This is a genomic window from Variovorax sp. YR266, from assembly GCF_900107295.1.
GTDB lineage: Bacteria > Pseudomonadota > Gammaproteobacteria > Burkholderiales > Burkholderiaceae_C > Variovorax.
The window spans coordinates 113191-137681 of record NZ_FNPM01000002.1; the positions used below are offsets into that span (position 1 = coordinate 113191).

Annotated in this window: 21 protein-coding genes; 11 read left to right on the forward strand and 10 right to left on the reverse strand. The window is 66.9% G+C overall.

From position 1 onward, the window contains the following. Positions 1-4 precede the first annotated feature (4 nt). The gene (gene ubiG, locus BLW48_RS06070; RefSeq protein ID WP_093173403.1) at positions 5-712 is read right to left on the reverse strand and encodes a bifunctional 2-polyprenyl-6-hydroxyphenol methylase/3-demethylubiquinol 3-O-methyltransferase UbiG; all 708 of its coding nucleotides are present in this window, start codon (positions 710-712) and stop codon (positions 5-7) included. Between the two features lie 16 nt (positions 713-728). After that, the gene (locus tag BLW48_RS06075) at positions 729-1112 is read right to left on the reverse strand and encodes a thiol-disulfide oxidoreductase DCC family protein (protein WP_176928835.1); all 384 of its coding nucleotides are present in this window, start codon (positions 1110-1112) and stop codon (positions 729-731) included. 96 nt (positions 1113-1208) lie between these two features. On the opposite strand from BLW48_RS06075, the gene BLW48_RS06080 reads away from it, so the two are divergent. Both BLW48_RS06080 and BLW48_RS06085 read left to right on the forward strand, forming a co-directional pair. Then, on the forward strand, positions 1209-1535 hold the full coding sequence (locus BLW48_RS06080) for a metalloregulator ArsR/SmtB family transcription factor (protein WP_093173407.1): 327 nt from the start codon (positions 1209-1211) through the stop codon (positions 1533-1535). 181 nt (positions 1536-1716) lie between these two features. Continuing rightward, positions 1717-4494, forward strand: a complete 2778-nt coding sequence (locus BLW48_RS06085; protein ID WP_093173409.1) for a sensor domain-containing diguanylate cyclase — start codon at positions 1717-1719, stop codon at positions 4492-4494. Positions 4495-4521: 27 nt separating this feature from the next. Here the strand turns inward: BLW48_RS06085 and BLW48_RS06090 are convergent, their stop codons facing one another. Continuing rightward, complete coding sequence (locus tag BLW48_RS06090) at positions 4522-4671, reverse strand: hypothetical protein (RefSeq protein WP_177142279.1); 150 nt, start codon at positions 4669-4671, stop codon at positions 4522-4524. A 44-nt stretch (positions 4672-4715) separates the two neighbouring features. Next, entirely contained in the window at positions 4716-5906 is a 1191-nt protein-coding gene (locus BLW48_RS06095) for an MFS transporter (RefSeq protein ID WP_093056863.1), read from the reverse strand. A 94-nt stretch (positions 5907-6000) separates the two neighbouring features. Here BLW48_RS06095 and BLW48_RS06100 point away from each other — a divergent pair, with 94 nt between their 5' ends. Continuing rightward, the gene (locus BLW48_RS06100) at positions 6001-6963 is read left to right on the forward strand and encodes a LysR family transcriptional regulator (protein WP_093173412.1); all 963 of its coding nucleotides are present in this window, start codon (positions 6001-6003) and stop codon (positions 6961-6963) included. On the opposite strand, the gene BLW48_RS06105 is transcribed toward BLW48_RS06100, so the two are convergent. From BLW48_RS06105 to BLW48_RS06115, 3 genes are all read right to left on the reverse strand, one after another. Further along, positions 6912-7682 (reverse strand): fumarylacetoacetate hydrolase family protein, encoded by a 771-nt coding sequence (locus tag BLW48_RS06105; protein WP_093173414.1) that lies wholly within the window; start codon positions 7680-7682, stop codon positions 6912-6914. The genes BLW48_RS06100 and BLW48_RS06105 overlap by 52 nt on opposite strands. Positions 7683-7833: 151 nt before the next feature. Continuing rightward, entirely contained in the window at positions 7834-8811 is a 978-nt protein-coding gene (locus BLW48_RS06110) for a Bug family tripartite tricarboxylate transporter substrate binding protein (protein WP_093056860.1), read from the reverse strand. A gap of 60 nt (positions 8812-8871) precedes the next feature. Beyond that, entirely contained in the window at positions 8872-10113 is a 1242-nt protein-coding gene (locus BLW48_RS06115) for a pyridoxal-phosphate-dependent aminotransferase family protein (RefSeq protein WP_093173416.1), read from the reverse strand. A 121-nt stretch (positions 10114-10234) separates the two neighbouring features. On the opposite strand from BLW48_RS06115, the gene BLW48_RS06120 reads away from it, so the two are divergent. The 5 genes from BLW48_RS06120 (at position 10235) to BLW48_RS06140 (ending at position 18165) form a co-directional block, all read left to right on the forward strand. After that, on the forward strand, positions 10235-10927 hold the full coding sequence (locus BLW48_RS06120; protein ID WP_093173418.1) for a GntR family transcriptional regulator: 693 nt from the start codon (positions 10235-10237) through the stop codon (positions 10925-10927). 33 nt (positions 10928-10960) lie between these two features. After that, positions 10961-14038 carry an FAD-binding and (Fe-S)-binding domain-containing protein gene (locus BLW48_RS06125; protein ID WP_093173420.1) on the forward strand — a complete coding sequence of 1026 codons (3078 nt, stop codon included), beginning with the start codon at positions 10961-10963 and terminating at the stop codon, positions 14036-14038. Positions 14039-14096: 58 nt separating this feature from the next. Beyond that, entirely contained in the window at positions 14097-15323 is a 1227-nt protein-coding gene (locus tag BLW48_RS06130; protein ID WP_093074077.1) for a YbfB/YjiJ family MFS transporter, read from the forward strand. Continuing rightward, complete coding sequence (locus BLW48_RS06135; RefSeq protein ID WP_093074079.1) at positions 15320-15856, forward strand: methylated-DNA--[protein]-cysteine S-methyltransferase; 537 nt, start codon at positions 15320-15322, stop codon at positions 15854-15856. Before BLW48_RS06130 ends, BLW48_RS06135 begins: the two co-directional genes overlap by 4 nt. An 86-nt stretch (positions 15857-15942) precedes the next feature. After that, entirely contained in the window at positions 15943-18165 is a 2223-nt protein-coding gene (locus BLW48_RS06140; protein WP_093173422.1) for a DNA/RNA non-specific endonuclease, read from the forward strand. Between the two features lie 7 nt (positions 18166-18172). Here the strand turns inward: BLW48_RS06140 and BLW48_RS06145 are convergent, their stop codons facing one another. After that, positions 18173-19417: an MFS transporter gene (locus tag BLW48_RS06145; protein WP_093173424.1), complete on the reverse strand. Its 1245-nt coding sequence runs from the start codon at positions 19415-19417 to the stop codon at positions 18173-18175. 57 nt (positions 19418-19474) lie between these two features. After that, positions 19475-20413, reverse strand: a complete 939-nt coding sequence (locus BLW48_RS06150; protein ID WP_093074085.1) for a LysR family transcriptional regulator — start codon at positions 20411-20413, stop codon at positions 19475-19477. A gap of 112 nt (positions 20414-20525) precedes the next feature. On the opposite strand from BLW48_RS06150, the gene BLW48_RS06155 reads away from it, so the two are divergent. Beyond that, a complete protein-coding gene (locus BLW48_RS06155) occupies positions 20526-21383 on the forward strand; it encodes an NmrA family NAD(P)-binding protein (protein WP_093174137.1) in 858 nt (285 codons plus the stop codon). A gap of 271 nt (positions 21384-21654) precedes the next feature. Here the strand turns inward: BLW48_RS06155 and BLW48_RS06160 are convergent, their stop codons facing one another. Continuing rightward, entirely contained in the window at positions 21655-22542 is an 888-nt protein-coding gene (locus tag BLW48_RS06160) for a LysR substrate-binding domain-containing protein (protein ID WP_093173426.1), read from the reverse strand. 78 nt (positions 22543-22620) lie between these two features. Between BLW48_RS06160 and BLW48_RS06165 the strand changes: the two genes are divergently transcribed. Both BLW48_RS06165 and BLW48_RS06170 read left to right on the forward strand, forming a co-directional pair. Further along, on the forward strand, positions 22621-23787 hold the full coding sequence (locus BLW48_RS06165) for an MFS transporter (protein WP_093174138.1): 1167 nt from the start codon (positions 22621-22623) through the stop codon (positions 23785-23787). A 32-nt stretch (positions 23788-23819) separates the two neighbouring features. Further along, positions 23820-24443 carry a pyridoxamine 5'-phosphate oxidase family protein gene (locus BLW48_RS06170; RefSeq protein ID WP_093173428.1) on the forward strand — a complete coding sequence of 208 codons (624 nt, stop codon included), beginning with the start codon at positions 23820-23822 and terminating at the stop codon, positions 24441-24443. The last annotated feature ends 48 nt before the right edge of the window (positions 24444-24491 follow it).

Here is a 24491-nt window from a genome sequence, read left to right on the forward strand (position 1 = left end):
CGGCTCAATCCTTCTTCTGCATCGCAAGCAGATAGCCCACGCTCAGCGAACGGTGGAGCCTGAAGTTGCGGGTGAGCAGGTTGTAGCCCAGGCCGCGCTGGTCCCGCAGCACGAGGCCGGCGCTGGCGGCCGCGCTCTTGAGTTCGTCAGGGCGGATGAGCTTGCGGTAGTCGTGCGTGCCGCGCGGCAGGATGCGCAGCACCTGCTCCGCGCCGAAGATCGCGATCAGCCATGCCCACGGCGTGCGGTTGATGGTGGAGAAAAAGACCCAGCCTCCGGGCTTCGCCATGCGGGCGCAGGCCTCGATCACAGCCGTTGGCGACGGCACGTGCTCGAGCATCTCCATGCATGTGACGACATCGAACTTCGCCTCGTTGTCAGCGGCCAGGTCTTCGGCGGAAATGGCCTGGTAGGTCACGCTTGCCGCGCTGCTGCGTGCATGAAGCGTTGCGACCTTCAGCGGCTTGTCGGCGAGGTCGATGCCGAGCACGTCCGCGCCGCGGTGCGCCATCGATTCGGCCAGGATGCCGCCGCCGCAACCGACGTCGAGCACCTTGCGGCCGTTCAGCGCGGCGAGCTTGTCGATCCAGTCCAGCCGCAGCGGATTGATTTCGTGCAGGGGGCGGAATTCAGACTGCGGGTCCCACCAGCGGTCGGCCAGGGCCTGGAATCTGGCCAGTTCGGCGGGGTCGAAGTTGGATGCTGCGCTCATGGTTCTTCTCCTTGGTTTACCAATGACCCCGCGACCGGTTCCAGCGGTAGAGCTGATGCGCGAAGAGGTTGTAGAGCCAGGCGCCGAGCGTTCGCAGCCCGGGCCACTGAAGCGGCCTTGCCAGCCAGCGCCATCGCGGAGCAAGGGCCAGCACGCCGGCGATGGCGTCGGCACCGATGCGCGTGGCGCCCGAGGTGTCGACGAGGTGCAGGCGTTCGCGCACGTCCTCCAGTTGCAGGCCCAGCGGTTCGAGCACTTCCGGGCGGGTGTGCACGTCGATCCACTCGACGCTTGCGTCCGGTGTTTTCTCGCGCATGGCGCAAACGCCGGCATCACAGACGGGACAGGCGCTGTTGTAGTAGACAACCGTGCGCGGGGAAGGGGCGGTGGGTGCTTGCATGTCGTCGGCTCCTGTTCGGGTCATTGTGCCATTCATTTAGCTAAATGGCTAAATAACTAATTAGAGAATTGCCTACTCGCGAGCTAAACTGAACCGATGGAAAAAGTTTTCGAAGCGCTTGCCTCCACGCCGCGGCGCAAGATCCTGGCGTACCTGTCGGAGACCGAACTGTCGGCCGGCGACATCGCCTCGCGCTTCGACATGACCAAGCCTTCGCTCTCCAAGCACCTGAAGATCCTCGAAGGCGCGGGGCTGGTAAAGGCCGAGAAGCGCGGCCAGTTCGTGTTCTACAGCCTGCAGCGCGAGAGCCTGGCCAACACGCTGACCGGCTTCGTACAGGCGGTCTGCCCGGTGTCGAAGGCGCTGAAGAAAGAAAGCCGCACCCTGGCCAGCAAGCGCTCGGCGGATTCCTCGGGCACCTGACGCAGCGCCCCGCGCTTTTTCCTTCCCGAAAGGCGAAAAGTACGGCAAAGGAATTCATTTTTCCGCCGTGCCACGCGGTTCACCGGAGCCTGTGTCCCTGAGTCTTTCTCCGCACGCGGAACGCACCGATACTCTGCCCGGAAACTCCCCGCCGGCAACGTACCGGCTCCGAACAAGTTCAATGACTCCAACAGGCTTCTCGAAAATCCGCTTCGGTTTGCACACGCGCCTGAGCCTCGGCGTGGCAGCAGTGGTTCTGCTGACCACTTTCGCAATCGCCACCTTCGCCCTGCATCTGGTCAAGAGCAACATGCGCGCCTCGATCGCGACCGAGGAGGTCGCCCGCGTGGGTGCCATCGCGGATGCGATCGACCAGAAATTCGGCAGCCGCCGGATCCTGTTGCAGACCTTTGGCGGCAGCGTGGAAGCGCAGGACCTCCAGGGCGCTGCGCTGCAGGCCTTTCTCGAGAAGCATGGCTCGCTGCGCAAGGCTTTCGACAACGTTGCATTCGTCGACATGGACGGCAACCTGGTAGCCAACCTGAACGGCGTGCAGGCGATCGGCAAGGTGAACGTGAAGGATCGCCCCTACTTCCAGCAGACGGTCGCTTCCAAGGCCGGCCTCGTGTCCGAGCCTTACCGCAACCGCCTCAACGGACTGGCGCAGGTGGCCATCACCGAGCCGGTGCTCGACAACGCGGGGCAGGTGAGGTTCGTGATCTCCGGCGCCATCAACCTGAAGGACCGGAACATCCTGGGCACGCTCGGCGACGTCAGGTTCGGTAAGACCGGCTACCTGTTCGTGACGACCGTGGACGGCATCGTGGTCGACCATCCGCAGACTTCGCGCATCCTGAACCAGGTCCAGGCGGATGGCCGCGGCAATGCCGAGATCCTGCGCGCGATGGCCGGTTTCCAGGGCTCGAGCGAGGGCATCAACGATGCCGGCGTGCCTGCCCTCTATGCCTTCGACCGCACCGAGCAGACCAACTGGATCGTCGGCGCCATGTATCCGCGCAGCGAGGCCTTCGCGAGCATCGACGCTATCGAGCGCGGTGCATTGTTCGGGGCGATGGCGCTCGCGCTGTTCGCGGGCGCACTGGCCCTGGGCGTGGCGCGCCGGCAGCTGAAGCCGCTGTCGGAGCTGCATCGGCACATGCAGTCCACGAAGGAGGCACCCGCAGCCGCCGCCGAGCCGCGCAGCAGTTACGCCCCCGACGAGATCGGCGACCTTTCGCGCACCTTCGACGAGCTGATGGCACAGCGGCGCGCCATCGAGCTCAGCCTCGCGCGCAGCGAGGCGCAGGTGCGCACCATTGCCGACAACATCCCGGCGATGGTTTCGCATGTAGACGCATCGCTGCGCTACACCTTCGTCAACGCGCACGTGCGGGCCCTGCACAACAACTCAGCGCTGGTGGGGCGCCTGATGCCCGAGGTGCGCGGCGCCGCAGACTTTGCGCTCGTGGAGCCGCACTTCATGCGCGCGCTGGCCGGCGAGACGGTGATCCTCGAGAAGTCGGGCGACCCGGCCCTGGGCATCGGCAACCGCACCTTCAAGGCGCACTACATTCCCGACGTCGATGCCGACGGCGTGGTGTGCGGCGTGTTCTCGATGACCTTCGACATCACCGAGGAAGTGAACATCCGCCGGGCCCTGACCGAGCAGGAAAAGCTGCTGCGCGACGTGACCGACAGCATTCCGGCGCTGGTCGGCTATTTCGACCGCGAGCAGAACTGCCTGTTCGCCAACATCCGGGCGCGGCAGATGGCGGGCCTGAGCGAAGGTGCACCGCTGCAGGGCACGACCATGCGCTCTGCCCTCGGCAGGGCGGTGTACGCGCAGCACAAGCCCTACCTTCCCGTGCTGTTCTCCGGCAAGAAAGTGCGCTTTCCGGTACGTGCACCCATCCACGGCAGGGAGGGGTACTTCCAGGTCAACCTGATACCGGACAAGAACCTGCGCGGCGAGGTCGTGGGCTTCTACCTGATGTCCTTCAACATCACGGCGCTGAAAGAGGCGGAACTGCGCCAGGCCGAGAGCGAACTGCGCCTGCGCGCCATCACCGACAACATGCCGGCGCTGATCACCTACATCGACCGCGAGGAGAAGATCACCTTCGCCAATGCCACCAGCCGCGAGTGGCTCGGGCTCGATCCGGTCCAGGTGCTGGGGCGCCACGTGCAGGAGGTGTCGGGCCGAGATGTGTACCTGTCGCGCCAGCCGATGCTCGCCCGGGCGCTGTCCGGCGAGCGTGTGGAGTTCGAGACCAGCACGCAGCGCGCGGGGTTCGACCGCGTCACGCAGGTGATCTACGTGCCCGACGTGCGCGCCGATGGGGCGACGCACGGCATCTTCTCGCTGGCGCTCGACATCACGGCGCTGAAGGTGGTGGAGCACAAGCTCATCGAGTTGGCGCGGCTCGACACGCTCACTGGCCTGCCCAACCGGCTGGCTTTCAACGAGTACCTGCCCGAAGCCGTGTTGCGCGGGCAGCTCACCGGCCACGCAATGGCGCTGATGTTCCTCGACATCGACCACTTCAAGGCCATCAACGACACCATGGGCCACGCGGTGGGCGATGCGGTGCTGGCCGAATACGCGCGGCGGCTGCTGGGTTGCGTGCGCGGCACCGACATGGTGGCCCGGCTGGCCGGCGACGAGTTCGTGCTGGTGCTCGAAGGCCTGAACGCGCCGGGCACCGCGGCCACGGTGGCGGCCAAGGTTGTGGAAAGCATCCGCACGCCGCCCTTCGTGGTGGACGGCCAGCGCATCGAGGTGACGACCAGCATCGGCATCGCGTATCACCGCGCAGCCGATTCCTCCGTTACCGCCGAAGAACTGCTGGCGCGGGCCGACGTCGCGCTCTACAACGCCAAGGCGGCGGGGCGCAACCGGTTCGAGTTCTTCATGCCGATGGAAGAGGCACGTAGCGATTCGCCTACGCGGCAGCACTGATCATTCCGGCGGCCGCTCATGGCCGGCCTAACTGAACTGGCTGAGCACATAGCGTACGAGCAGGTCATTCACACCTTCGGTCGCGTAGGTGGTGAGCGAGACCTGGATCGACAACGCCGCCAGCGCAGGAGCGTCGGCGGCGTTGGCGGGGCGGGTGATGAGGGGAGCGTTGCGCATGCGGGATTCTGCAATCCCCAATCCCTTCACCCCCTGGAAGAGGATCAGACCCGCGCCGAAGCGCAATCCCCCAGCGCATTGCGCGGTTCGCGCCGGTCGAGCGAGCGGCTCCACAGCGCGATGGCCAGCCCCACCAGCGTGAGCAGCGCCGCCACCCAACCCAGTGCGCGCAGCCCCGGGCCATGGTCGATCACCACACCGCCAACCCAGGCGCCGAGCGCATTGCCAAGGTTGAAGGCCGCGATGTTCAGGCTCGACGCGAGGTTCTGGCCCGCGCCCGAGGCCTTCTCCAGCACCCGCAACTGCATGGGCGCCACGGTGGCGAACGAGGCCACGCCGAGCAGGCCGACGAAGACCACCGCGGTGAACGGCGTGCCGATAGTGAACTGCATCGCGCCGAGCACCACCGCCAGAGCCACCAGCGTGCCGAGCACGGCTGCCATCGGCGCACGGTCGGCCAGCTTGCCGCCGAGGATGTTGCCGACCGCAAGGCCGCCGCCGAACACCAGCAGGATCGGCGACACAGCCGACTCCGAAAGACCGGTGACCTGCGTGAGCAGCGGCTGGATGTAGGTGAACACCACGAACACGCCGGCAAAGCCGAGCACCGTCATCGCCAGGCCGAGCAGCACCTGCGGGCGCGCCAGCACAGCCAGTTCTTCGCGTAGCGGCGCAGGTTTTGCCTCGCCCTTGACGCGCGGCACGAACACCGCGAGCACCGTGAAGGCCAGCACGCCGATCAGCGTTACGGCCCAGAAGGCCGAGCGCCAGCCGAACTGCAGGCCCAGCCACGCGCCGGCTGGCACGCCGAGCAGCGTTGCGGCGGTCAGGCCGGTGAACATGATCGCGATGGCCGAGGCGCGGCGTTCGGGCGCCACCAGGCCGGTGGCCACCACCGAGCCGACGCCGAAGAAAGTGCCGTGCGCCAGTGAGGTGATGACGCGCGCGGCCATCAGCATTTCGTAGTTGGGCGCCACGGCACAGGCGAGGTTGCCGAGCGTGAAGATCGCCATGAGCGCCAGCAGCACGGTCTTGCGCGGCAGCTTGCGGGTGGCAATGGTGAGCACCGGCGCGCCGACCGCGACCCCGAGCGCGTAGCCCGAGATCAGCAGGCCGGCGGCCGTGATGGAGACATGAAGATCCGTCGATACCTGCAGCAGCAGGCCCATGATGACGAACTCGGTGGTGCCTATACCGAAGGCACCGGCGGTGAGGGCGAGTAGAGCGATTGGCATGATGCCCTGTACTGTGCGGACGAAAGCCTTCGATGACTAGAATGCCGCCGGTACACATACTTGTGAGTTGAACTCACAGATTGGAAGAAGAGCCATGCCGCGCATCGACGTCAACCGCTCCGGCGAGATGGAGGCCTTCGTGCAGGTGGTCGAGTCAGGCGGCTTCTCGGCGGCGGCGCGTCTGCTGGGCATGACGCCTTCGGCTGTGAGCAAGCTGGTGGCGCGGCTCGAATTGCGCCTGGGCATCCAGCTGGTGCACCGCTCCACGCGCAAGCTGCAGCTCACGCCCGAAGGCACGGAGTTCTACGAACGCAGCCTGCGCGTGCTGGCCGACATGGACGAGGCCGAGCGCTGCGCCGCGGCCGGCGCGGCGCCACGTGGGCGGGTGAGCATCAACGCCAGCGTCTCGTTCGGCCACCACAAGCTGGTGCCTCTGGTGCCGCGCCTGCTCGAACTGCATCCGCAGATCACTCTCGACATTGCGCTGACCGACCGCATCGTCGACCTGATGGACGAACGCGCCGACATCGCGATCCGCTGGGGCCAGCTGCCATCGTCCGACCTCGTGGCGCGGCGGCTGGGCGAAACCAGCCAGGCCATCGTCGCCGCGCCGGACTACCTTGCGAAGTACGGTACGCCGCGCACGCCGCAGGAACTGGAGGCGCACAACCGCCTTGGCTGGAGTTACCGGCGCAATTCGCCCGACTGGCCGCTGCGTGTGGACGGCCGCATGGTGTGGCTGCCCGTGGCCGGCCCGGTGCGCGCAGGCGACGGCGAAACGCTGCGGCAGTTGGCCATCGCGGGGGCGGGTGTGGCACGGCTGTCGCTATATCACATACAGCACGACATCGACGCTGGCCGGCTGGTACCTCTGCTCGATGAATTCAACGCCGGTGAGATCGAGCCGATTCACGCGGTGTACATCGGCAAGGCGGGAACGCTGCCCGCGCGGGTGCGGGCGGTGCTCGACTTTCTGGTGACTTGCTCGGGCGTGGGCGGCGGGCGCTACACGCTCAAGCGGACAGCGCCGATGCCGGGGAATTCCGCCGCCACCTGATCTCCGCGCCGGCAGGGCAGGATGCCGACCCACGAACCGGTGGTGACCACCGTGCCGGCGGGCACGGTCTGCCCGTGGCGCGTGAGGTGGCGCAGCCAGATCGGCAGCAGCCAGGTGGGGTCGGCCAGCGGATGCGTGCCTTCGCGCACCACCGTCTCAGCGTCGCCGATCTTCGCTTCGCAGTGCTGCGAGGCCCAGTCGATGGCGGCGTAGGGCTTCCACTCGCCGAGCACCAGCGCGCCGTGCACTTGCGAATCGGCTAGGCGGAGCAGGGCAGGTGTCGAGGCGAGGTCTTGCCAGCGCGTGTCGACTACCTCGACGGAGACGGTCATGGCATCGACGAGCGATGCGGCGCTTGCGTGATCGAGCTTCGCTGCCTGCGCGGGCGTGACGTCCTGGCCGAGACGCAAGGCAATTTCGGCCTCGATGCCGGGCGTGTTGAACACGAGGTCGCTGAAGTTCGCGGGGCTCTGGCGCACGCCGGAAGGCGGCAGCGGCGCATGTGTGAGCGTCGCGCTGCGGGAGCCGCCACCGGACTTCCACACGCCCGGTACTGGGCGACCGTCGAACCAGCCGAGTGCGGCCGCGACGGCGTCTTGCACCTCATAGGCTTGCGTGTCGGTTTCGAGCGTGCCGAGCCAGGGCGTGGCGTCGAGGGTGCGATTGCCGCGGCGTGCGGCCACGAGTGCGTCGGTGAGGGCAGTCTGGGATGGGGTCATTTTTCGGATCTTCTCAGCAAAACCTGGCTGGTGTCGGCGTCCTTTCGTGGAACACCGAGGAACCGGCTTTGCCGGGCCTCCGGTGTTGCCCCCGGAAGGGGGTTGGCGCAGCGACACGAAGTGCGCGAAGCCTGGGGGTGAGACTGGTTCTTCAGCTTTCGACGTGAACGTTGCCGTCCTTCACCACCTTCGCCCACTTCGCAATCTCGGTGCTGATGAACTGCCTGAACTTGTCCTGCGAACCACCGCCGTCCTCCGCGCCATAGGTGTCCATTCGCTCCTGCACATCGGGCATTGCCAGCACCGTATTCACGTCTCGATTCACCTTCTGCGCAATCGACGCCGGCAACTTACCTGGCCCGGCGAGCCCGTACCACGTGGTCGCCTCGAAGCCGGCGAAGCCTTGCTCCTGCATCGTCGGCACGTTGGGATGGCCCTTGGCGCGCTTGGTGCGTGTCTGCGCCACGGCGATGACGCGGCCGTTCTTCACATGCGGCGTGGCGGCCGTCATGGTCTCGAAGCTGTACTGGATCTGCCCGCCCATGAGGTCGGCCAGCAGCGGGCCGCTGCCCTTGTAGGGCACGTGCAGCGCATCGACGCCGCCCTGCAGCTTGAACATCTCCAGCGCCAGGTGCTGCGCCGAGCCCGCGCCGGCCGAGCCGAAGCTGATGGTGCCGGGAGCGGCCTTGCAGGCGGACACGATGTCTTTCACCGTCAGCGCCTTCTGTCCCGGGTTGGCGATCAGCAGGTTGGGCGTGACGCCCACCAGCACGATCGGCACGAAGTCGCGCTCCACGTTGTAGCGCAGCTTGGGCTGCAGGCTGGGCGCGAGCGCATGGCTGTTGATGTGGGCCATCAGCAGCGTGCTGCCGTCGCTCGGCTGCTGCGCCACGTAGTCGGCCGCGAGCACGCCGGCCACGCCGCCCTTGTTCTCGACGATGACCTGCTGCCCCCACATGATGGTGAGCTTCTGCGCGACCACGCGGGCCAGCGCATCGGTGCCGCCACCCGGCGGAAAGCCGACCACGATGCGCACCGGCCCCGATGGCCATTCCTGCGCGAAGAGCCGGGGCACGCCCAGTGTGGCGGCCGCGGCGCCCGCGGCCTGGATCAACGAACGTCTCTGCATCTTCTTGGTCTCCGTCGTGGGTGGGAATGGTCCGATGCGCGCCGGGGCGGCCCCGCGTGCCTATGCGGCTTTTTGCAGCGCGGCCGGTGCCGTGTGGTTCGCGAAATGGTCCATCGCCGCATGCACGCCGCTGCCGGCCAGCTTGATGCCCGAGAGCTTCATGCCCATCTCGACGCCCGCGACCATCGCTACCAGCGTCAGGTCGTTGCTGTCGCCCAGATGGCCCATGCGGAACATGCGGCCCTTGAGCTTGCCCAGGCCGGTGCCCAGCGAAAGATCGAAGCGCTGGTGGATCAGGCGGCGCAGCGCGTCGGCATCGATGCCCTCGGGCGTGATCACGCCGGTGAGCACGGGCGAATACACGGCCGGGTCTGCGCACTGGATCGGCAGACCCCACGCATTGACCGCTGCACGCACGCCGGCGGCCCAGCGCTGGTGGCGCGCGAACACGTTGTCGAGCCCTTCGCCGAGCAGCATGTCCAGCGATTCGGAAAGGCCGTAGAGCAGGTTGGTGTTGGGCGTATAGGGCCAATAGCCGTCCTTGTTCATCTCGACGATCTCGTCCCAGGCCCAGAAGGCGCGCGGCAGCTTCGCGCTCTTTGTGGCTTCGAGAGCACGCGGCGAGAGCGCGTTGAAGCTGATGCCCGGCGGCAGCATCAGGCCCTTCTGCGAGCCGCTGATGGTCACGTCCACGCCCCATTCGTCATGACGGAAATCGGCACTGGCCAGGCCCGAGATGCTGTCGACCATCAGCAGGGCGGGGTGGCCCGCAGCGTCGATGGCCTTGCGCACCGAGGCGATGTCGGAGGTGACGCCGGTGGAGGTTTCGTTGTGCACCACGCACACGGCCTTGATCTTCTTTTCGGTGTCCTTGCGCAGGCGGGCTTCGATGAGTTCGGCCTGCACGCCGCGGCGCCAGCTGGGGGCGTTGGGCAATTGCGCATCGGTGCCCGACCACGAGAGGAACTCGGTCGAAAGGCCGAGGCGCGTGGCCATCTTCTGCCACAGCGAGGCGAAATGGCCGGTCTCGTACATGAGCACGTGATCGCCGGGGCTGAGCGTGTTAGCAAGCGCGGCCTCCCAGGCGCCGGTGCCCGAGGCGGGGTAGATAGCGACCGGGTGCTTCGTCTTGAAGATCTGCTTGATGCCGCCGAGCACCTTCAGGCCCAGCGTGCCGAATTCGGGCCCGCGGTGGTCGATGGTGGGCAGGCTCATGGCCCGCAGGATGCGATCGGGCACCGGGCTGGGGCCGGGAATCTGGAGGAAGTGGCGGCCGGTGGGATGGATGTCGAGTTGCAGCATGGACTGTCCTTTCGCATTCAGTTTTGCATTCAAAATGCTTTTTTGTTTGATGGTTTACCCTTATTCGCTTGGGTTGTTAGCCTTCTTTTTTGCATTCAAAATGCAATCAAGAGGCAAAGCCATGACAGCTGACATCATCGAAATTTCCAGACTCGCCCTGCACGACCAGGTGGCCGCGCGCCTGCGCACCATGCTGGTCGAAGGGCTCATCGCGCCCGGCGCCAAGCTCAACGAGCGCGAGCTGTGCCTGCAACTGCGCGTGTCGCGCACGCCGCTGCGCGAAGCCATCAAGCTGCTCGCGGCCGAAGGGCTGGTCGACCTGTTGCCCAACCGAGGCGCGGTGGCGGTGAAGCTCACCGAGGCCGACGTACTCGACACCTTCGAGGTGCTGGCGATGCTCGAAGGCATGTCGGGCGAACTGGCCGCCAAGCGCATCACCGACGAAGAGCTGGCCGAAGTGCGCGCGCTGCACTACGAAATGCTGGCCTGCTTCTCGCGGCGCGATCTCTCGGGCTACTACCGCCTGAATGCACGCATCCACACCGCCATCAACGAGGCGGCCGCGAACCCGGTGCTGTCGAACACCTACCGCTCCATCAACGCCCGCGTGCAGTCGCTGCGCTTTCGCACCAACCAGAACGAGACGAAGTGGAAGCACGCCGTCGAAGAGCACGAACAGATGATCGATGCGCTGGCCAAACGCGACTCAGCGGCCATGCGCAAGGTGCTCGTGGCGCACGTGCTGCGCAAGCGCGACACCGTGCTGGAGTTGCTGCGCGCCGGCGAAATCTATCCCTCGGCCAAGTCGAGCTGAGCTTCTGACCTGCCAAAAGAAAAACGACCCACCATGCGCATCGATCCCGCCAGCCACATGCAGCCAGCCGGAACCGTTCTTCCGCCCAACGACACCTGCGAACTGCTCGCGCGCCGCCTGCGCTCCGACACGCAGGGCGAGGTGCTGTTCGACGACGGTTCGCGCGGGCGCTACGCCACCGACGCGTCGATCTACCAGATCGCGCCCGTCGGCGCCTTCGTGCCGACGAACGAGGGCGACATTGCAACCGCCATCGACATCGCCCGCGACCTGAAGGTGCCGGTGCTCGCGCGCGGAGGCGGCACCAGCCAGTGCGGGCAGACGACCGGCGCGGCGCTGGTGATCGACAACAGCAAGCACTTTCGCCGCGTGCTCGAAGTGAACGTGGAAGAGGGCACGGCCACGGTCGAGCCCGGCCTCGTGCTCGATCACCTGAACGCACAGCTCAAGCCGCACGGCCTGTGGTATCCGGTGGATGTGTCGACCAGCGCGCAGGCCACGCTGGGTGGCATGGCGGGCAACAACTCCTGCGGCTCGCGCTCCATCGCCTACGGCAACATGGTGCACAACGTGCTGGGTGCGAGTGCATGGTTGTCGAGTGGCGAACTGGTGGAGTTCGGAACGGTCGGCACGATGGGCGTGCGCGCGGCCGGCATCGCGCAGTTCTTGCGCGGGCTGGCACGCCAGCACCGCGAGCAGATCACCGAGCACTGGCCCAAGGTGATGCGCCGCGTGGCGGGCTACAACCTCGACATCTTCGACAACCAGAGCGAGCGCCCGTACACGGCAGACGGCAGCGTGAACCTCGCGCACCTGCTGATCGGCTCCGAGGGCACGCTGGCCTACACGAAGAGCCTGAAGCTCAAGCTCGCGCCGCTGCCGCGCGCCAAGGTGCTGGGCATCGTCAACTTCCCGACCTTCCATGCGGCGATGGACGCGGCGCAGCACATCGTGAAGCTGGGGCCGACGGCGGTGGAGTTGGTCGACCGCACGATGATCGAGCTGAGCCTTGCCAACCCGGCCTTCAAGCCGACGGTCGAGACTGCGTTGATCGGCAAGCCGGCGGCCATCCTGCTGGTGGAGTTTTCCGGTTCGGACAAGGCCGCGTTGCTGCCGCAACTCAAGCAGCTCGTCGAGCTGATGGGCGACCTCGGCCTGCCCGGCAGCGTGGTCGAGATGCCCGACGACGCGCGGCAGAAGAACCTGTGGGAAGTGCGCAAGGCCGGCCTCAACATCATGATGAGCCTCAAGGGCGACGGCAAACCCGTGAGCTTCATCGAAGACTGCGCCGTGCCGCTCGAACACCTGGCCGAATACACCGACGCGCTGACCGAGGTGTTCGCCCGGCACGGCAGCCGTGGCACCTGGTACGCGCACGCATCGGTCGGCACGCTGCACGTGCGGCCTATTCTCGACATGCGCGCGGACGGTGCCGCCAAGATGCGCTCCATTGCCGAAGAGGCGAGCGCGCTGGTGCGCAAGTACAAGGGTGCGTTCAGCGGCGAGCACGGCGACGGCCTGTGCCGCGGCGAGTGGATCGAATGGCAGTTCGGCCCGGCCATCAACGAGGCGTTTCGCGCCATCAAGCGCAAGCTCGACCCGATCGGCCTGTTCAACCCCGGCAAGATCATCGACCCACCGCGCATGGACGATGGCGCGCTGTTCCGTTTCGCGCCGCCGACCGCGCCCAAGCCCTACCGCCGCATCGAACTGAAGCCCGTGCTCGACTGGTCGGGCTGGAACGTCAACGCCGACCCGGTGACCGAGGTGACGACCGCGCCCGGCACCGGCGGCGACAGCACCGGCGGCCTCGCCAAGGCCGTGGAGATGTGCAACAACAACGGCCACTGCAGAAAGTTCGACGCCGGCACCATGTGCCCCAGCTATCGCGTGACCCGTGACGAGCAGCACCTGACGCGCGGCCGCGCCAATACGCTGCGATTGGCGCTGTCAGGGCAGCTCGGCCCCGATGCCTTCACCAGCGAGGCCATGCACGACACCATGGACTTGTGCGTCGGCTGCAAGGGCTGCAAGCGCGATTGCCCAACGGGCGTGGACATGGCGAAGATGAAGGTCGAGTTTCTCGACCACTACAAGAAGCGTCACGGCCACACGCTGAAAGACAGGCTCGTGGCAAACCTGCCCGACTACGCGCACAAGGCCAGCCGCATGCCGTGGCTGCTGAACCTGCGCAACAGCGTGCCCGGCGCCGCATGGCTGGGAGAAAAGCTGCTGGGCTTCTCGGCCAAGCGCTCGCTGCCCGAATGGCGCAGCGACACCTTCTGGCGCGGCAAGGCCAACGAACCCGGCCTGTTCGTCGAGCGCGACGTGGCGCTGTCGATTGCGCGGCGCGGTGGCAAGGCGGCGGTGCTGTTCGTCGACACCTTCAACGGCACCTTCGAGAGCGAGAACGCCTTTGCGGCAGCGCGCGTGCTGCAGGCTGCGGGCTATGTGCTGCACACGGTCGAGAAGCGCGGCGGGCACCATTGCTGCGGACGCACCTTCCTGGCGAGCGGCATGGTCGCGCAGGCCAAGGAAAAGGTCGAGGCGCTGATCGACGCGCTGGTGCCGCTGGCGCGCGCCGGCGTGCCCATCGTCGGGCTGGAGCCCTCGTGCCTGCTCACGCTGCGCGACGAAACGCTGGTGATGGGTTTCGGCGAAAAGGCCGAGATGGTGGCGAAGCACGCGCTGCTGTTCGAGGAGTTCATTGCGCGCGAAATCAAGCTGGGCCGCTTCGAGCTGGCACTGAAGCCGGCCGAGGCGCCTATCCTGCTGCACGGACACTGCCACCAGAAAGCCTTCGGCGCGGTGAGCCCGGTGATGGAGGTGCTGAAGCTCATTCCCGGCGCGCAGCCCGAACTCATCGAAAGCTCGTGCTGCGGCATGGCCGGCAGCTTCGGCTACGAGGCCAGCCATTTCGAGGTGTCGATGAAGATGGCCGAGGCCAGCCTGCTGCCGGCCATCCGCGCGAAGCCCAGCGCCATCGTGGTGGCCGACGGCACCAGCTGCCGCCATCAGATCGAGGACGGCGCGCAGCGCGAAGCGGTGCATGTGGCGGTGCTGCTGGAGCGGCATCTGCTGCACGCCGACCCGATGCCTGACGCGGGTTGACCGGGCGGCGCGGGCAGGGCGGCGGCGCCTGCCGCAAAATGGCCAGCCGCCCGCTCCCATGTCGATAACGCTCACTTCTTCTGCCGCCCCTGCGCAGCCCACGCTGCGTCTTGCATTCGCGCTGTCGATGGGCGCGGCGGTTTCGCTCGGCATCACCCGCTTCGCATACGCATTGCTGCTGCCGCCCATGCGCGCGGACCTTGGCTGGAGCTATGCGCTGGCCGGCGGCATGAACACGGCGAATGCGGTCGGCTACCTGGTCGGTGCGCTGATCACGCCGATGCTGATGCGGCGCTTCGGCACGACGCGGCTGCTGGTGGTCGGGGCTGTGCTGGCGAGCGTATTCATGGCGGGCAGCGGTTTCGTGACCGACGCGCCGGCCTTGCTGCTTCAGCGCCTGCTGGCCGGGGTGGCCAGCGCATGGGTGTTCGTGGCGGGCGGGTTGCTTGCAGCGCGGCTTGGTGAGGCAGGCTCTTCACGCGGCGGCCTGCTGCTTGGCATCTATTACGGCGGCACCGGCTTCGGCATCTTGTTGTCGGCGCTGCTCGTGCCGCAGGTGCTGCGGGCGGCATCGGGCGTGCCGCACGGATGGGCCTGGGCGTGGTGGGCGCTGGCGTTGGCAAGTGCAGCGGCCACCTGCCTGCTGGCCTGGGCTGGCCGCGCGATGCCTGACAGGCCAGCGCCAACGGCAGCCGCCGCTTCGACGGACGCTGCGCCGCCGGTCGCACTGCATCGCTTCGGCTGGGCGCTCGCCGGGTATGCCCTGTTCGGCATGGGCTACATCGGCTACATGACTTTCGTGATCGCGCTGCTGCGCGAGCAGGGGGCGAGCGCTTCTTTCGTCACGCTGTTCTATTCCTTGCTGGGCATTGCCTGCGTGGCGTCGTCGCGGCTGTGGGCCGGGCTGCTCGACCGTTACCGCGGCGGGCAGCCGCAGGCACTGCTGAACGGGCTGCTCGGCGTGGCGACGCTGCTGCCGGTGCTGAGTGCGTCGGCGCCGGTGGCGCTGGTTTCAGGTGTGCTGTTCGGTGGGGTGTTCCTGTCGGTGGTGGCTTCGACCACTGCGCTGGTGCGCCACAACCTGCCGCCGTCGCGCTGGGCGCAGGGCATCAGCATGTTCACCATCATCTTTGCGCTGGGGCAGATCGTCGGGCCGACTGTCACTGGATGGATTTCCGACGGCCCTGGTGGGCTGGCGCGGGGCCTGGTGGCTTCGGCAATGGCCCTTTGGCTCGGCGCTGTGCTTGCGTCGCGCCAGCATTCGCTGTCACAGGAGACGCCATGACGGGCTTTGCCTTGTTCGAGACTTCCATTGGCATGTGCGCCCTGGCATGGGGACCGCGCGGATTGGTCGGCGTGCAACTGCCCGCCGACAACGGCGAGGCAGCCACGCGTGCGCGCATGAAGCAACGCTTTCCGGACCTGAATGAAAGCCCGCCGAGCGAAGCAGCGCAACGCGCCATCACCGCCATCCAGGGCCTGCTGCAAGGCGTGCACGACGACCTGAGCCACATCGAGCTCGACATGCGTGGCGTGTCGGAATTTCACCAGCGCATCTACGCGATCGCGCGCCGCATTCCGCCGGGGCAGACGCGCACCTACGGCGAGATCGCCGAAGAGCTGGGCGACAAGGGCCTGTCGCGCGCCGTGGGTCAGGCCATGGGCCACAACCCGTTCGCGCCCGTAGTGCCTTGCCACCGCGTGCTGGCCGCGGGCAACAAGCCCGGCGGCTTCTCGGCCGGCGGCGGGGCGTTGACCAAGCTGCGCATGCTCGACATCGAGGACGCGCGGCCCAACGGGATGGCGTCGCTTTTCTAGTACGTACGGCATCCCTCGAATGGGGGATGTAGAAGCGTCGGCAAACACGCACAGTTGCAACCCTCACGGGACGAGGGAGGCGCGGCGTGCAACTCTGGCTTGAGCAAATCGAGAAGGCGCGGGAGCGAAGCGAAGGCATCGACCTGCGATCTCTTGCCGACTATGCGAGAGACAAGACCCCGCGCGAACTGAGCACGCCGAAGCAGCTCGATGACCGCAGGAGCTTCTTGCGTGAAAGCCTTGGCGACGATGAGAAGTCTGCCGTCGCGTATGAGCGAATCATCTCCGGCAGCGAGATACAGGACGTCAACTACCTGGCTCGTGGCGCGCGAGCCGCAAAGGCGGTCAGTCGCATCCTGATCAGGGACACGGCAGGGCGGCTTGTCGCCTATGGCACCGGATTCCTGATAGCGCCGAACGTGCTCATCACGAACAACCACGTTCTGCCATCCATCGAGTCCTGTCGCCGCTCGGAAGCCCAGTTCGAATTCGAACTCGACATCGACGGCGCCGTACTCAACCCCACTACCTACAGCCTTCAGGCGCAGGAACTCTTCTTCACTTCGAAAGACCTCGACTTCACCGTCGTGGCCGTCGCCTCCAGTTCGACAGTGGGAGATGGCCAGCTCGAACACTATGGGTTTCTTCCGCTTGTAGGTGCCACCGGCAAGGCATCGGACGGTGAGTGGCTCACCATCATCCAGCACCCCAACGGCGACCGCAAACAGGTGTGCGTGCGGGAGAACAAGCTTCTCAAGCGCACGGACGACGTGCTCTGGTATTCGACCGACACGCTCGGGGGATCTTCAGGCTCCCCGGTTTTCAGCAACGACTGGTATGTCGTAGCGCTCCACCACAGCGGCGTACCGGATGAAAGAGATGGCCGTACGCAAACCATCTCAGGCCGCGACTACGACCCCGCAAAAGACGGCGAGCAGGACATCAAGTGGATTGCCAACGAGGGCATCCGCGTTTCCCGCATCGTCGACACGCTTCATGCAGCCCTTCCCGCGCATTCGTTGCTTCAGCCGGTCTTCGGTGCCACGCCGGAAAACTCGCGGCTGATGCTTCCTTCCGTCGACCTGCTGCAGTCAACGGCGACCCATGCTGCCGGGAGCTTGCCGCTTCCCGGTCCGCTCATTCAACAAACCCCAACCCGGAAGACGACCATGAACGACATGCAATCTGGTGGAAGAAGGACCCTCACGGTGACGCTCGGCATCGAATCGGATGGAAGCGTCTCCGTCCTCCGATCCGGTCCCGCTGCCCGCGAGTCGCAAAGCGTTTTCGAAGAAGCCGCACGTGCCAAGGCGAAGAAACCAGCCCCCGCCATCGACGTGCCCTTCAATGCGAAGTACGACGATCGCAAAGGCTTCGAAGCCGGATTCCTCGCGCCGGGCAAGCCCGAGATGTCGGTGCATCTGCCGCTGCTTGGCAAGGCTCTTGCGAAGGAGACGGTAGAACTGGTCGACGGCCCCCCGGGCGAGAACGTGCTGAACTATCACGGCTACAGCCTCGTGATGCACAAGGCGAGGCGGCTGGCTCTCTACTCGGCAGCCAACGTCGACTTCAGCGGCCGGTTCGAACTGGCCCGGCCGGCGGACGTGTGGAGGCAGGACCCGCGGATTCCCGCAAGCGCACAGCTGACCAACTTCTACTACGAGAACAACCAGTTCGACCGTGGCCATCTGACGCGCCGTGAAGACATGGAATACGGAGCCACCCGCCTGGCTGCGCTCACCACTGCGGCAGATACCTGCCACTGGAGCAACTGCACGCCCCAGCATTCCAAGTTCAATCAGAACAAGGAGCTCTGGCAGGGCATCGAACGCCACATCTTCGAGGACGCGATCAAGCTCGACAAGTTCAGGGCGCAGGTCATCACAGGCCCCATCCTCGAAGAAAGCGACCCGGTCTGGGACAAGTACCCGAAGATCCAGTATCCGGTTCGCTTCTGGAAAGTCGTTGCGGCGATCACGGCTAGCGGCAAGCTGTTTGCCACGGCCTACATCCTCGATCAGTCGGGTGTGATCGAGGAATTTGGCATCGAGGCTGCACGCGAGATTCCTTTCGACGCGTACAAGACCTTCCAGGTGCAGATCAATGAAGTCGAGCGGCTCACCGGGCTCAGTTTCACGGGCGGTCCGGTCAGGAGGGTGTTCTCGCTTTCCACTGTCGATCCGCTGGCCAAGAAGCCTGTAAGGAGGCCTACCAGAGTTCGTGCGCAGGAGTCCGCTCTGGTTGACGTACCGGATGGCTGGCTGCCGCTCGATTCTCTGGAGTCGATGGTGCTTCCCGACCTGGAGTAAACGAAGCTCAGGTGGCCGGCACAGGCAACCGATGCAGCCCCGCGATGCGCGACGCGAAGATGATCGCCGCCTGCAGAACGAACCCGGCCAGCGCCAGCAGCAGGCACGCCGGCTCGCCCCAGGCCGCACCAACCAGGCCGCCGAGCGCCGCTCCGATGGGCCGCGCTCCCGCATTGATCGTGAGGAACACGGCCGACACCCGGCCCAGCATGGTCGAAGCCGTCACGCTCTGGCGTAGCGTGGTCGAGGTGATGACCCAGACCATCGGCCCCGCGCCGAACAGGAAGAACGAGAGCGCGGCCAGCGCGGCGGTCGGCACCAGGAGCGTGGCTGCCATCGTCGCTGCTGCAACAACCGCGACCGCGGGGCCGACCTGGATCGCGCGGCCGAAGGGCAGGCGCGCCACAACGCGCGGCGTGAGCAGCGCGCCAACGACCATGCCCGCGCCGTACATCGCCAGCGTGAAGCCGACCGCCTGCGCGCCGAGGCCGAGCACCCGCACTGCATAGGGCACATACCCGGCCTGCAGCACGAACCATGAGATGTTGAACACCGCGCCGGTCATCAGCATCGGCCGCAGCATGTCGTGCTGCCAGACAAAGCGCGCGCCGTCGCGCACTTCGAGCAGTGGATGCCGTCCGGAAGCGGGTGCGCGCGGTGCTTCGGTCAAGCGCAGCAGCAGGCCCACGGCCGCCACCGACAGCACTGCTGCCAGCATGAACGCAGCAGGAGCACCGGCCCACGCCACCAGTGCACCCGCGAGTGCGGGACCGGCGGTGAACGCGGCACTGCGCGCCAGTTCGAGCCGCCCGTTGGCCAGTGCCAGTGCCTCGCGTGGCACGAGCGCCGGCACCAGCGCGGGCGCCGCGACGCTGAAGCCCACGGTGCCGACAGCACCCAGGAAACCGAGCACAGCCAGCCAGCCGATGCTGAGCTTCGATGCGAACACCATCGCCAGCAGCACCAGCAGCGAGACCGCCCGCAGCCCTTCGGCCCACACCATCAGCCGTCGCCGCGACATGCGATCCGCGAGCAGGCCCATGGGCATCGAGACCAGCAGGAAGGGCAGCGTCTGCACCGCCGAGAGAAAACCGATTTCGCCCGGCCCTGCGCCGAGTGCCAGCACGGCGACCAGCGGCACGGCCGCAAGGCTCAGTTGCTCGGCGGACTGCGCGGCGAGGTTGGACCACGCGAGGTTCAGGAAGGAACGGGGGAGCGGTGTTGTGAGTGTTGTGAGTGTTGTATGGGTCATGCCCTCATCGTGCGATCGGAGGGCTCATGTCGCTGGCCGTTTCCGGACGCGCGAGCATCAGCGCCGCGGCTTCGGCTTCGATGCAGGCGAAGGCGCGGGCGCGACGACTTCCATCACGAAATCGATGAACGCACGTACCTTCGCGGCCGGCAGGTGGCGCGACGGATAGAGCGCATAGAGCGGAAGCCGCTCATCGGGCCAATCAGGAAACAGATCGACCAGCTCGCCGCCGTCGAGCTGCGGCTGAATGCCCACGGCCTTGATCTGCGCCACACAGATGCCGGCGAGCACCGTCTCCAGCACGGTGCCCGGGTCGGTGAGCAGTAGTCGTCCGGTGGCTGGCACCTTCACGAGTTTGCGGCCGCGCTGGAACTCCCACGTATAGGGCTGCCCCGTGGCCGGGTTGCGTACCTGCAGGCAGGCATGGCCGACGAGGTCTGCCGGCTTGGCAGGGTGGCCGTGCCGCGCCAGGTAGGCCGGCGTGGCCACGGTGACCACGCGCGAGTCCATCAGCTTGCGGGCCACCAGCGACGACGACGGCGGCTCGCCGAAGCGCACGGCGATGTCGAAGCCCTCGGCCACCAGGTCGCCGAGCTGGTCGCGGGCGATCAGCTCCAGCGTGAGCTCGGGGTACAGCGCAAGAAAGCGCGGCAGGTGCCGCGCCAGCAGCAGGCGAGAGGTGAATGCGTCGGTGTTGACGCGCAGGCGCCCGCGCACCGCGCCGGATGCGCCTGACGCGATCGTCACCGCGTCCTCGATGCCGAGCACCAGCGGATTGATGTTGGCGTAGAGCAGCCGGCCCTCGTCGGTGAGGTTCAGCGAGCGGGTCGTGCGGTCGAACAGCCGCACGCCGATGCGGCCCTCGAGCCGGGCAATGGCGCGGCTCACACCGGAGGGCGTGAGGCCGAGTGCGTTGGCGGCGCTGGCGAAGCTGCCGCCTTCGACCACGGCGGCCAGCACGCTGACGTTGGAGAGAAGGCGTCCGTCGAGAGTCATTTTCTTATTCGTGATCTGTTATCACGAATGATATGCCTTGAGGTCGCTTTACTCAAAGATGGAGCGTTTCTACGATTCGCTCCATCGCAATCAAGTGAAGAAAGAAAGTCTCATGTACGCAATTACCGGAATCACGGGTCAAGTGGGCGGCGCCGTCGCGCGCGCTTTGCTGGCCCAGGGCAAGCCCGTTCGCGCAGTCGTCCGCGACGAAGCCAAGGGCCGTGTCTGGGCGGAGCTCGGCTGCGAGGTCGCCACCGCAGCGATGGACGATGCCGCGGCATTGGCGCGGGCCTTCGCGGGTACGGCCGGCGTCTTCGTGCTGCCGCCGCCGAACTTCGACCCCGAGCCGGGTTTTCCAGAGGCCAGGGCCGAGAACGCCGCGGTGCGCCAGGCACTCGACACCGCCCGGCCGCCGCGCGTGGTGTGCCTGTCGACCGTCGGCGCACAGGCCGCGCAACCCAATCTGCTGAGCCAGCGCACGTTGATGGAAGAAGCGCTTCGCACGCTGCCGTTTCCGGTCACGTTCCTGCGGCCGGCGTGGTTCCTTGAGAACCTGCGCTGGGACATTACTCAGGCCCGCGAGCAGGGTGTGCTGTCGAGCTACCTGCAGCCGCTGGAGCGGGCCGTGCCGATGGTGGCCACGGCCGATGTGGGCAGCGTTGCCGCTGAACTCCTTGTGCAAGAAGGCGAGGCGCCGCGCATCGTCGAACTCGAAGGTCCCGAGCGGCTGACGCAGCACGCGATTGCAGCTGCGCTCTCGCAGGTATTGGGCCGCCCGGTGCACGCGGAGGTGGTGCCGCGCGAGACCTGGGGCGCGATCTTCCGCGCGCAGGGCATGCGCGACCCGGTGCCGCGCATCCAGATGCTCGACGGCTTCAACGAAGGATGGATTCGCTTCGAGGGAAGCGATGCGAGCGTGCGCAGGGGCAAGGTGGGCGTGTCGGAGGTGATTCGGTCGCTCGTCGGCTGATTGGCTAGGGCCTGTTCACACTATTTCCGGGGTCGCGAAGGTCAGCCAGCGAGGGCCAATCAAGGCGCGTGACGCCGCGCGTGCATGCGCACGCGCAAGGAACGCAACGCCGAGTGGCCCTCGCTGGCTGACCTTCCCGCAGGGTTGGCGGGCCAAGGGGCTGTCTGCGGCGTTGCCCGCGCTTGCAAGGCTTCAGCCTTGCTGCGCCCGTGCGCCTTGCATCCAGCCCCTTGGCCCACCAACGCGACCCCGGAAATAGTGTGAACAGGCCCTAGGCGCCTTCGGCCTGCATTTCCTCAAACCACTCGGCCACGTACGCCGCCTCCGGTGCGGCGTCGGGCGCCAGACCGTAGTAATAGCGCTCCAGCGTCATGCGCAGCGCGGGCAGCGGCGATTGCAGGCGACCCGAGGCCAGGTCGTGCGACACCAGCGAGGTCGGCGCCAGCGCAACGCCCAGTCCGTCGACCGCGGCCTGGAGTACGAAGTGCAGGTGGTCGAACTGCAGCCGGCCCGCCGGACGGGTGCGCGGGGCGCCGACCTGCTTCTTCCAGGCGTCCCAGTCGTCCTTGCGCGTCTTGGCCGACAGCAGCACGTGCGAGGCGAGGGCGCGCAGGTCGGGCAACGGATGCGTCTCGAACAACGCGGGCGCGCCGACCACCAGCACCTCGTCTTCGAGAAAGGGCTGCACTTCGATCGAAGGCGGCCAGCCGTCTAGCCCGCGGCGCACCGCGATGTCGAAGCTGTCGATGGCCTGTTCAGGCATGACGGTACTGGTGACAACCTGCGGCTCGATGTCGGGATAGCGCTCGACGAAGGAAGGCAGGCGCGGAATGAGCCAGCGCACCGCGAAAGAAGGGCGCACGTTGATCCGCACCGCCCGGGCGGGCCCCTGCAATTGCAGCGAGCGCGCCGCCGCGCCGATCTGCGCAAGCGCCGGCTCCACCTCCGCGAAGAACTGCTGTCCCTCGGCAGTCAGCGCGACCTGGCGGATGCGCCGTTCGAACAGCGCGACGCCAAGGAACTCTTCCAGGCTCTTGATCTGCCGGCTCACCGCGCTGTGCGTGACATGCAGTTCGAGCGCTGCGCGAGTGAAGCTGAGGTGGCGCGCCGCGGCGGCAAAGGCTCGCACGGCGTTGAGGGGAGGCTCTCGAAGCGGCATGCGTGCGATTTTCTCACGCATGGCGGGCGTTAATGTCGTTTGTCGGGGTGGCACGTGGCGGCGCACCATCAGGGCTCGATGTCACGCATACCCCTCGCTTCCAACCCCATCCCCATTGACCTGAATTCCCGCCACGCGGCGATGGCGCTCGGTCTTTCGCTGCCGGCCGACGTCGTGCTCTACCTGCTGCTGCCGATGTATGCCAGCGAGTTCGGCGTGACGCTGGCCGAGGCCGGCATGCTGCTTGCGGCGAACCGGCTGGTGCGCATTGCCGGCTATGGGTTCGTTGCACGCTCCTACGCCCGCAACGGCGACCGGCTGACCTGCACCATCGCCGTCCTGGCAGCGGCAGTGTGCGGACTGGGCTACGCCACGCTCTCGGGCTTCTGGGCGCTGCTGCCGCTGCGGCTGATGTGGGGCCTGTGCTTCGCGGCGCTGAACTTGTCGACACAGGCACTGGCCACGGCCGACCCGGTGGGTGCGGCTCGGCGCAACGGGCGCTCGCGGGCCTTCATCGCGGTGGGGCCGGTGCTGGCGCTGCCGCTGGGTGCGCTGCTGGCGCACTGGAGCGGACCGCGCACGATCTTCGGCATCCTCGCGGTGTTTTCGCTGCTTGCGTGGTTCGTTACTCGGCGGCTGCCGGCGGTGCCGCACCCTGTGGCCAAGCCGAAGCGGCGCTTCAGCCGGCCCAACAGCCTGGACAGCTGGTCGTTCATGGAAGGGCTGACGCTCGACGGGCTCTTCATCGTCGGCCTCTCGTACCTCGGCAAAGACTTGCTGCCGGGGGGCGCGGTGATCGTGGCCGGCGTGCTGATGGCGCTGCGCTACCTGGCGGAGATTTTGCTGAGCCCGGTCGGCGGCCACATGGCCGAGCGCTTCGGCGCCGAGCGTTTGCTGGTGGGCCTGTCGCTCGTCACGGCCATTGCGCTCGTGGGCTTCGGCCTTGGCTGGCTGTGGAGTTGCGCGGCGCTGATCGTGGTGCTGCGTGCCTTGCAACTGCCCTTGCTGCCGCCCATCGTGGCCCGGCGCACGCCCGGTCCGGAGCGCGTGCAGGCGCTGGCCGCGCGCTCGGTGTGGCGCGACATCGGCGCCGGCACCGGGCCGCTGATCGCGGGCCTGCTGCTGCCGGTTGCGTCACCGCCTTGGATCTACGGCGTGGCTGCAGCGCTTCTTGCGCTGGCGGCGCTTGCCTGCGGCTGGAGCGCGTCATCGCCCGCAGCCGATGCTGCGCGCACGGCCGGCTGAACCGTCACACTCTTTACTCAGGAATCATCGCCATGACCACGACACCGCATGCCATCGACACCGTGACGAAGCTCGAAGCCCTGTTCGGCGAAGCCGGCGAGGCCTCGCTCAAGAAAGAGGTTCCGTACCTGCACCCGGCCTACCAGGCGCTGATTGCCGCGTCGCCCTTTGCCGTGCTCGCCACCACCGGCCCCGGCGGCCTCGACGCCTCGCCGCGCGGCGATCCGCCGGGCTTTGTCGTTGTGCAGGACGAGAAGACGCTGCTCATGCCCGAGCGCCGCGGCAACAACCGCATCGACAGCCTGCGCAACATCGTGGCCGACCCGCGCGTGGCGCTGCTGTTTCTGATTCCCGGGGTCGGCGAGACGCTGCGGGTGAATGGCAGGGCGCACATCACGGTCGAGCCAGCGCTGCTCGAACGCCTCGCAGTGGACGGCAAGCCGCCGCAATGCGTGATCCGGATCACCGTCGACACGGTGTTCTTCCAGTGCGCCCGGGCGATCCAGCGGTCGAAGCTGTGGGCGCCGGTGCCGGCGGATGCGAAGCGCGAGGTGCCGACGCCGGGGGCGATTCTTTCGGCGCTGACCGCGTCGGAGTTCGATGGGGAGACGTATGACCGGGAGCTGCCGGCGCGGCAGCGGGCGACGCTGTATTGACTTGAAAGCCCGTTTCAGTCGCCCATGAAAAAGCCCGCATCAGCGGGC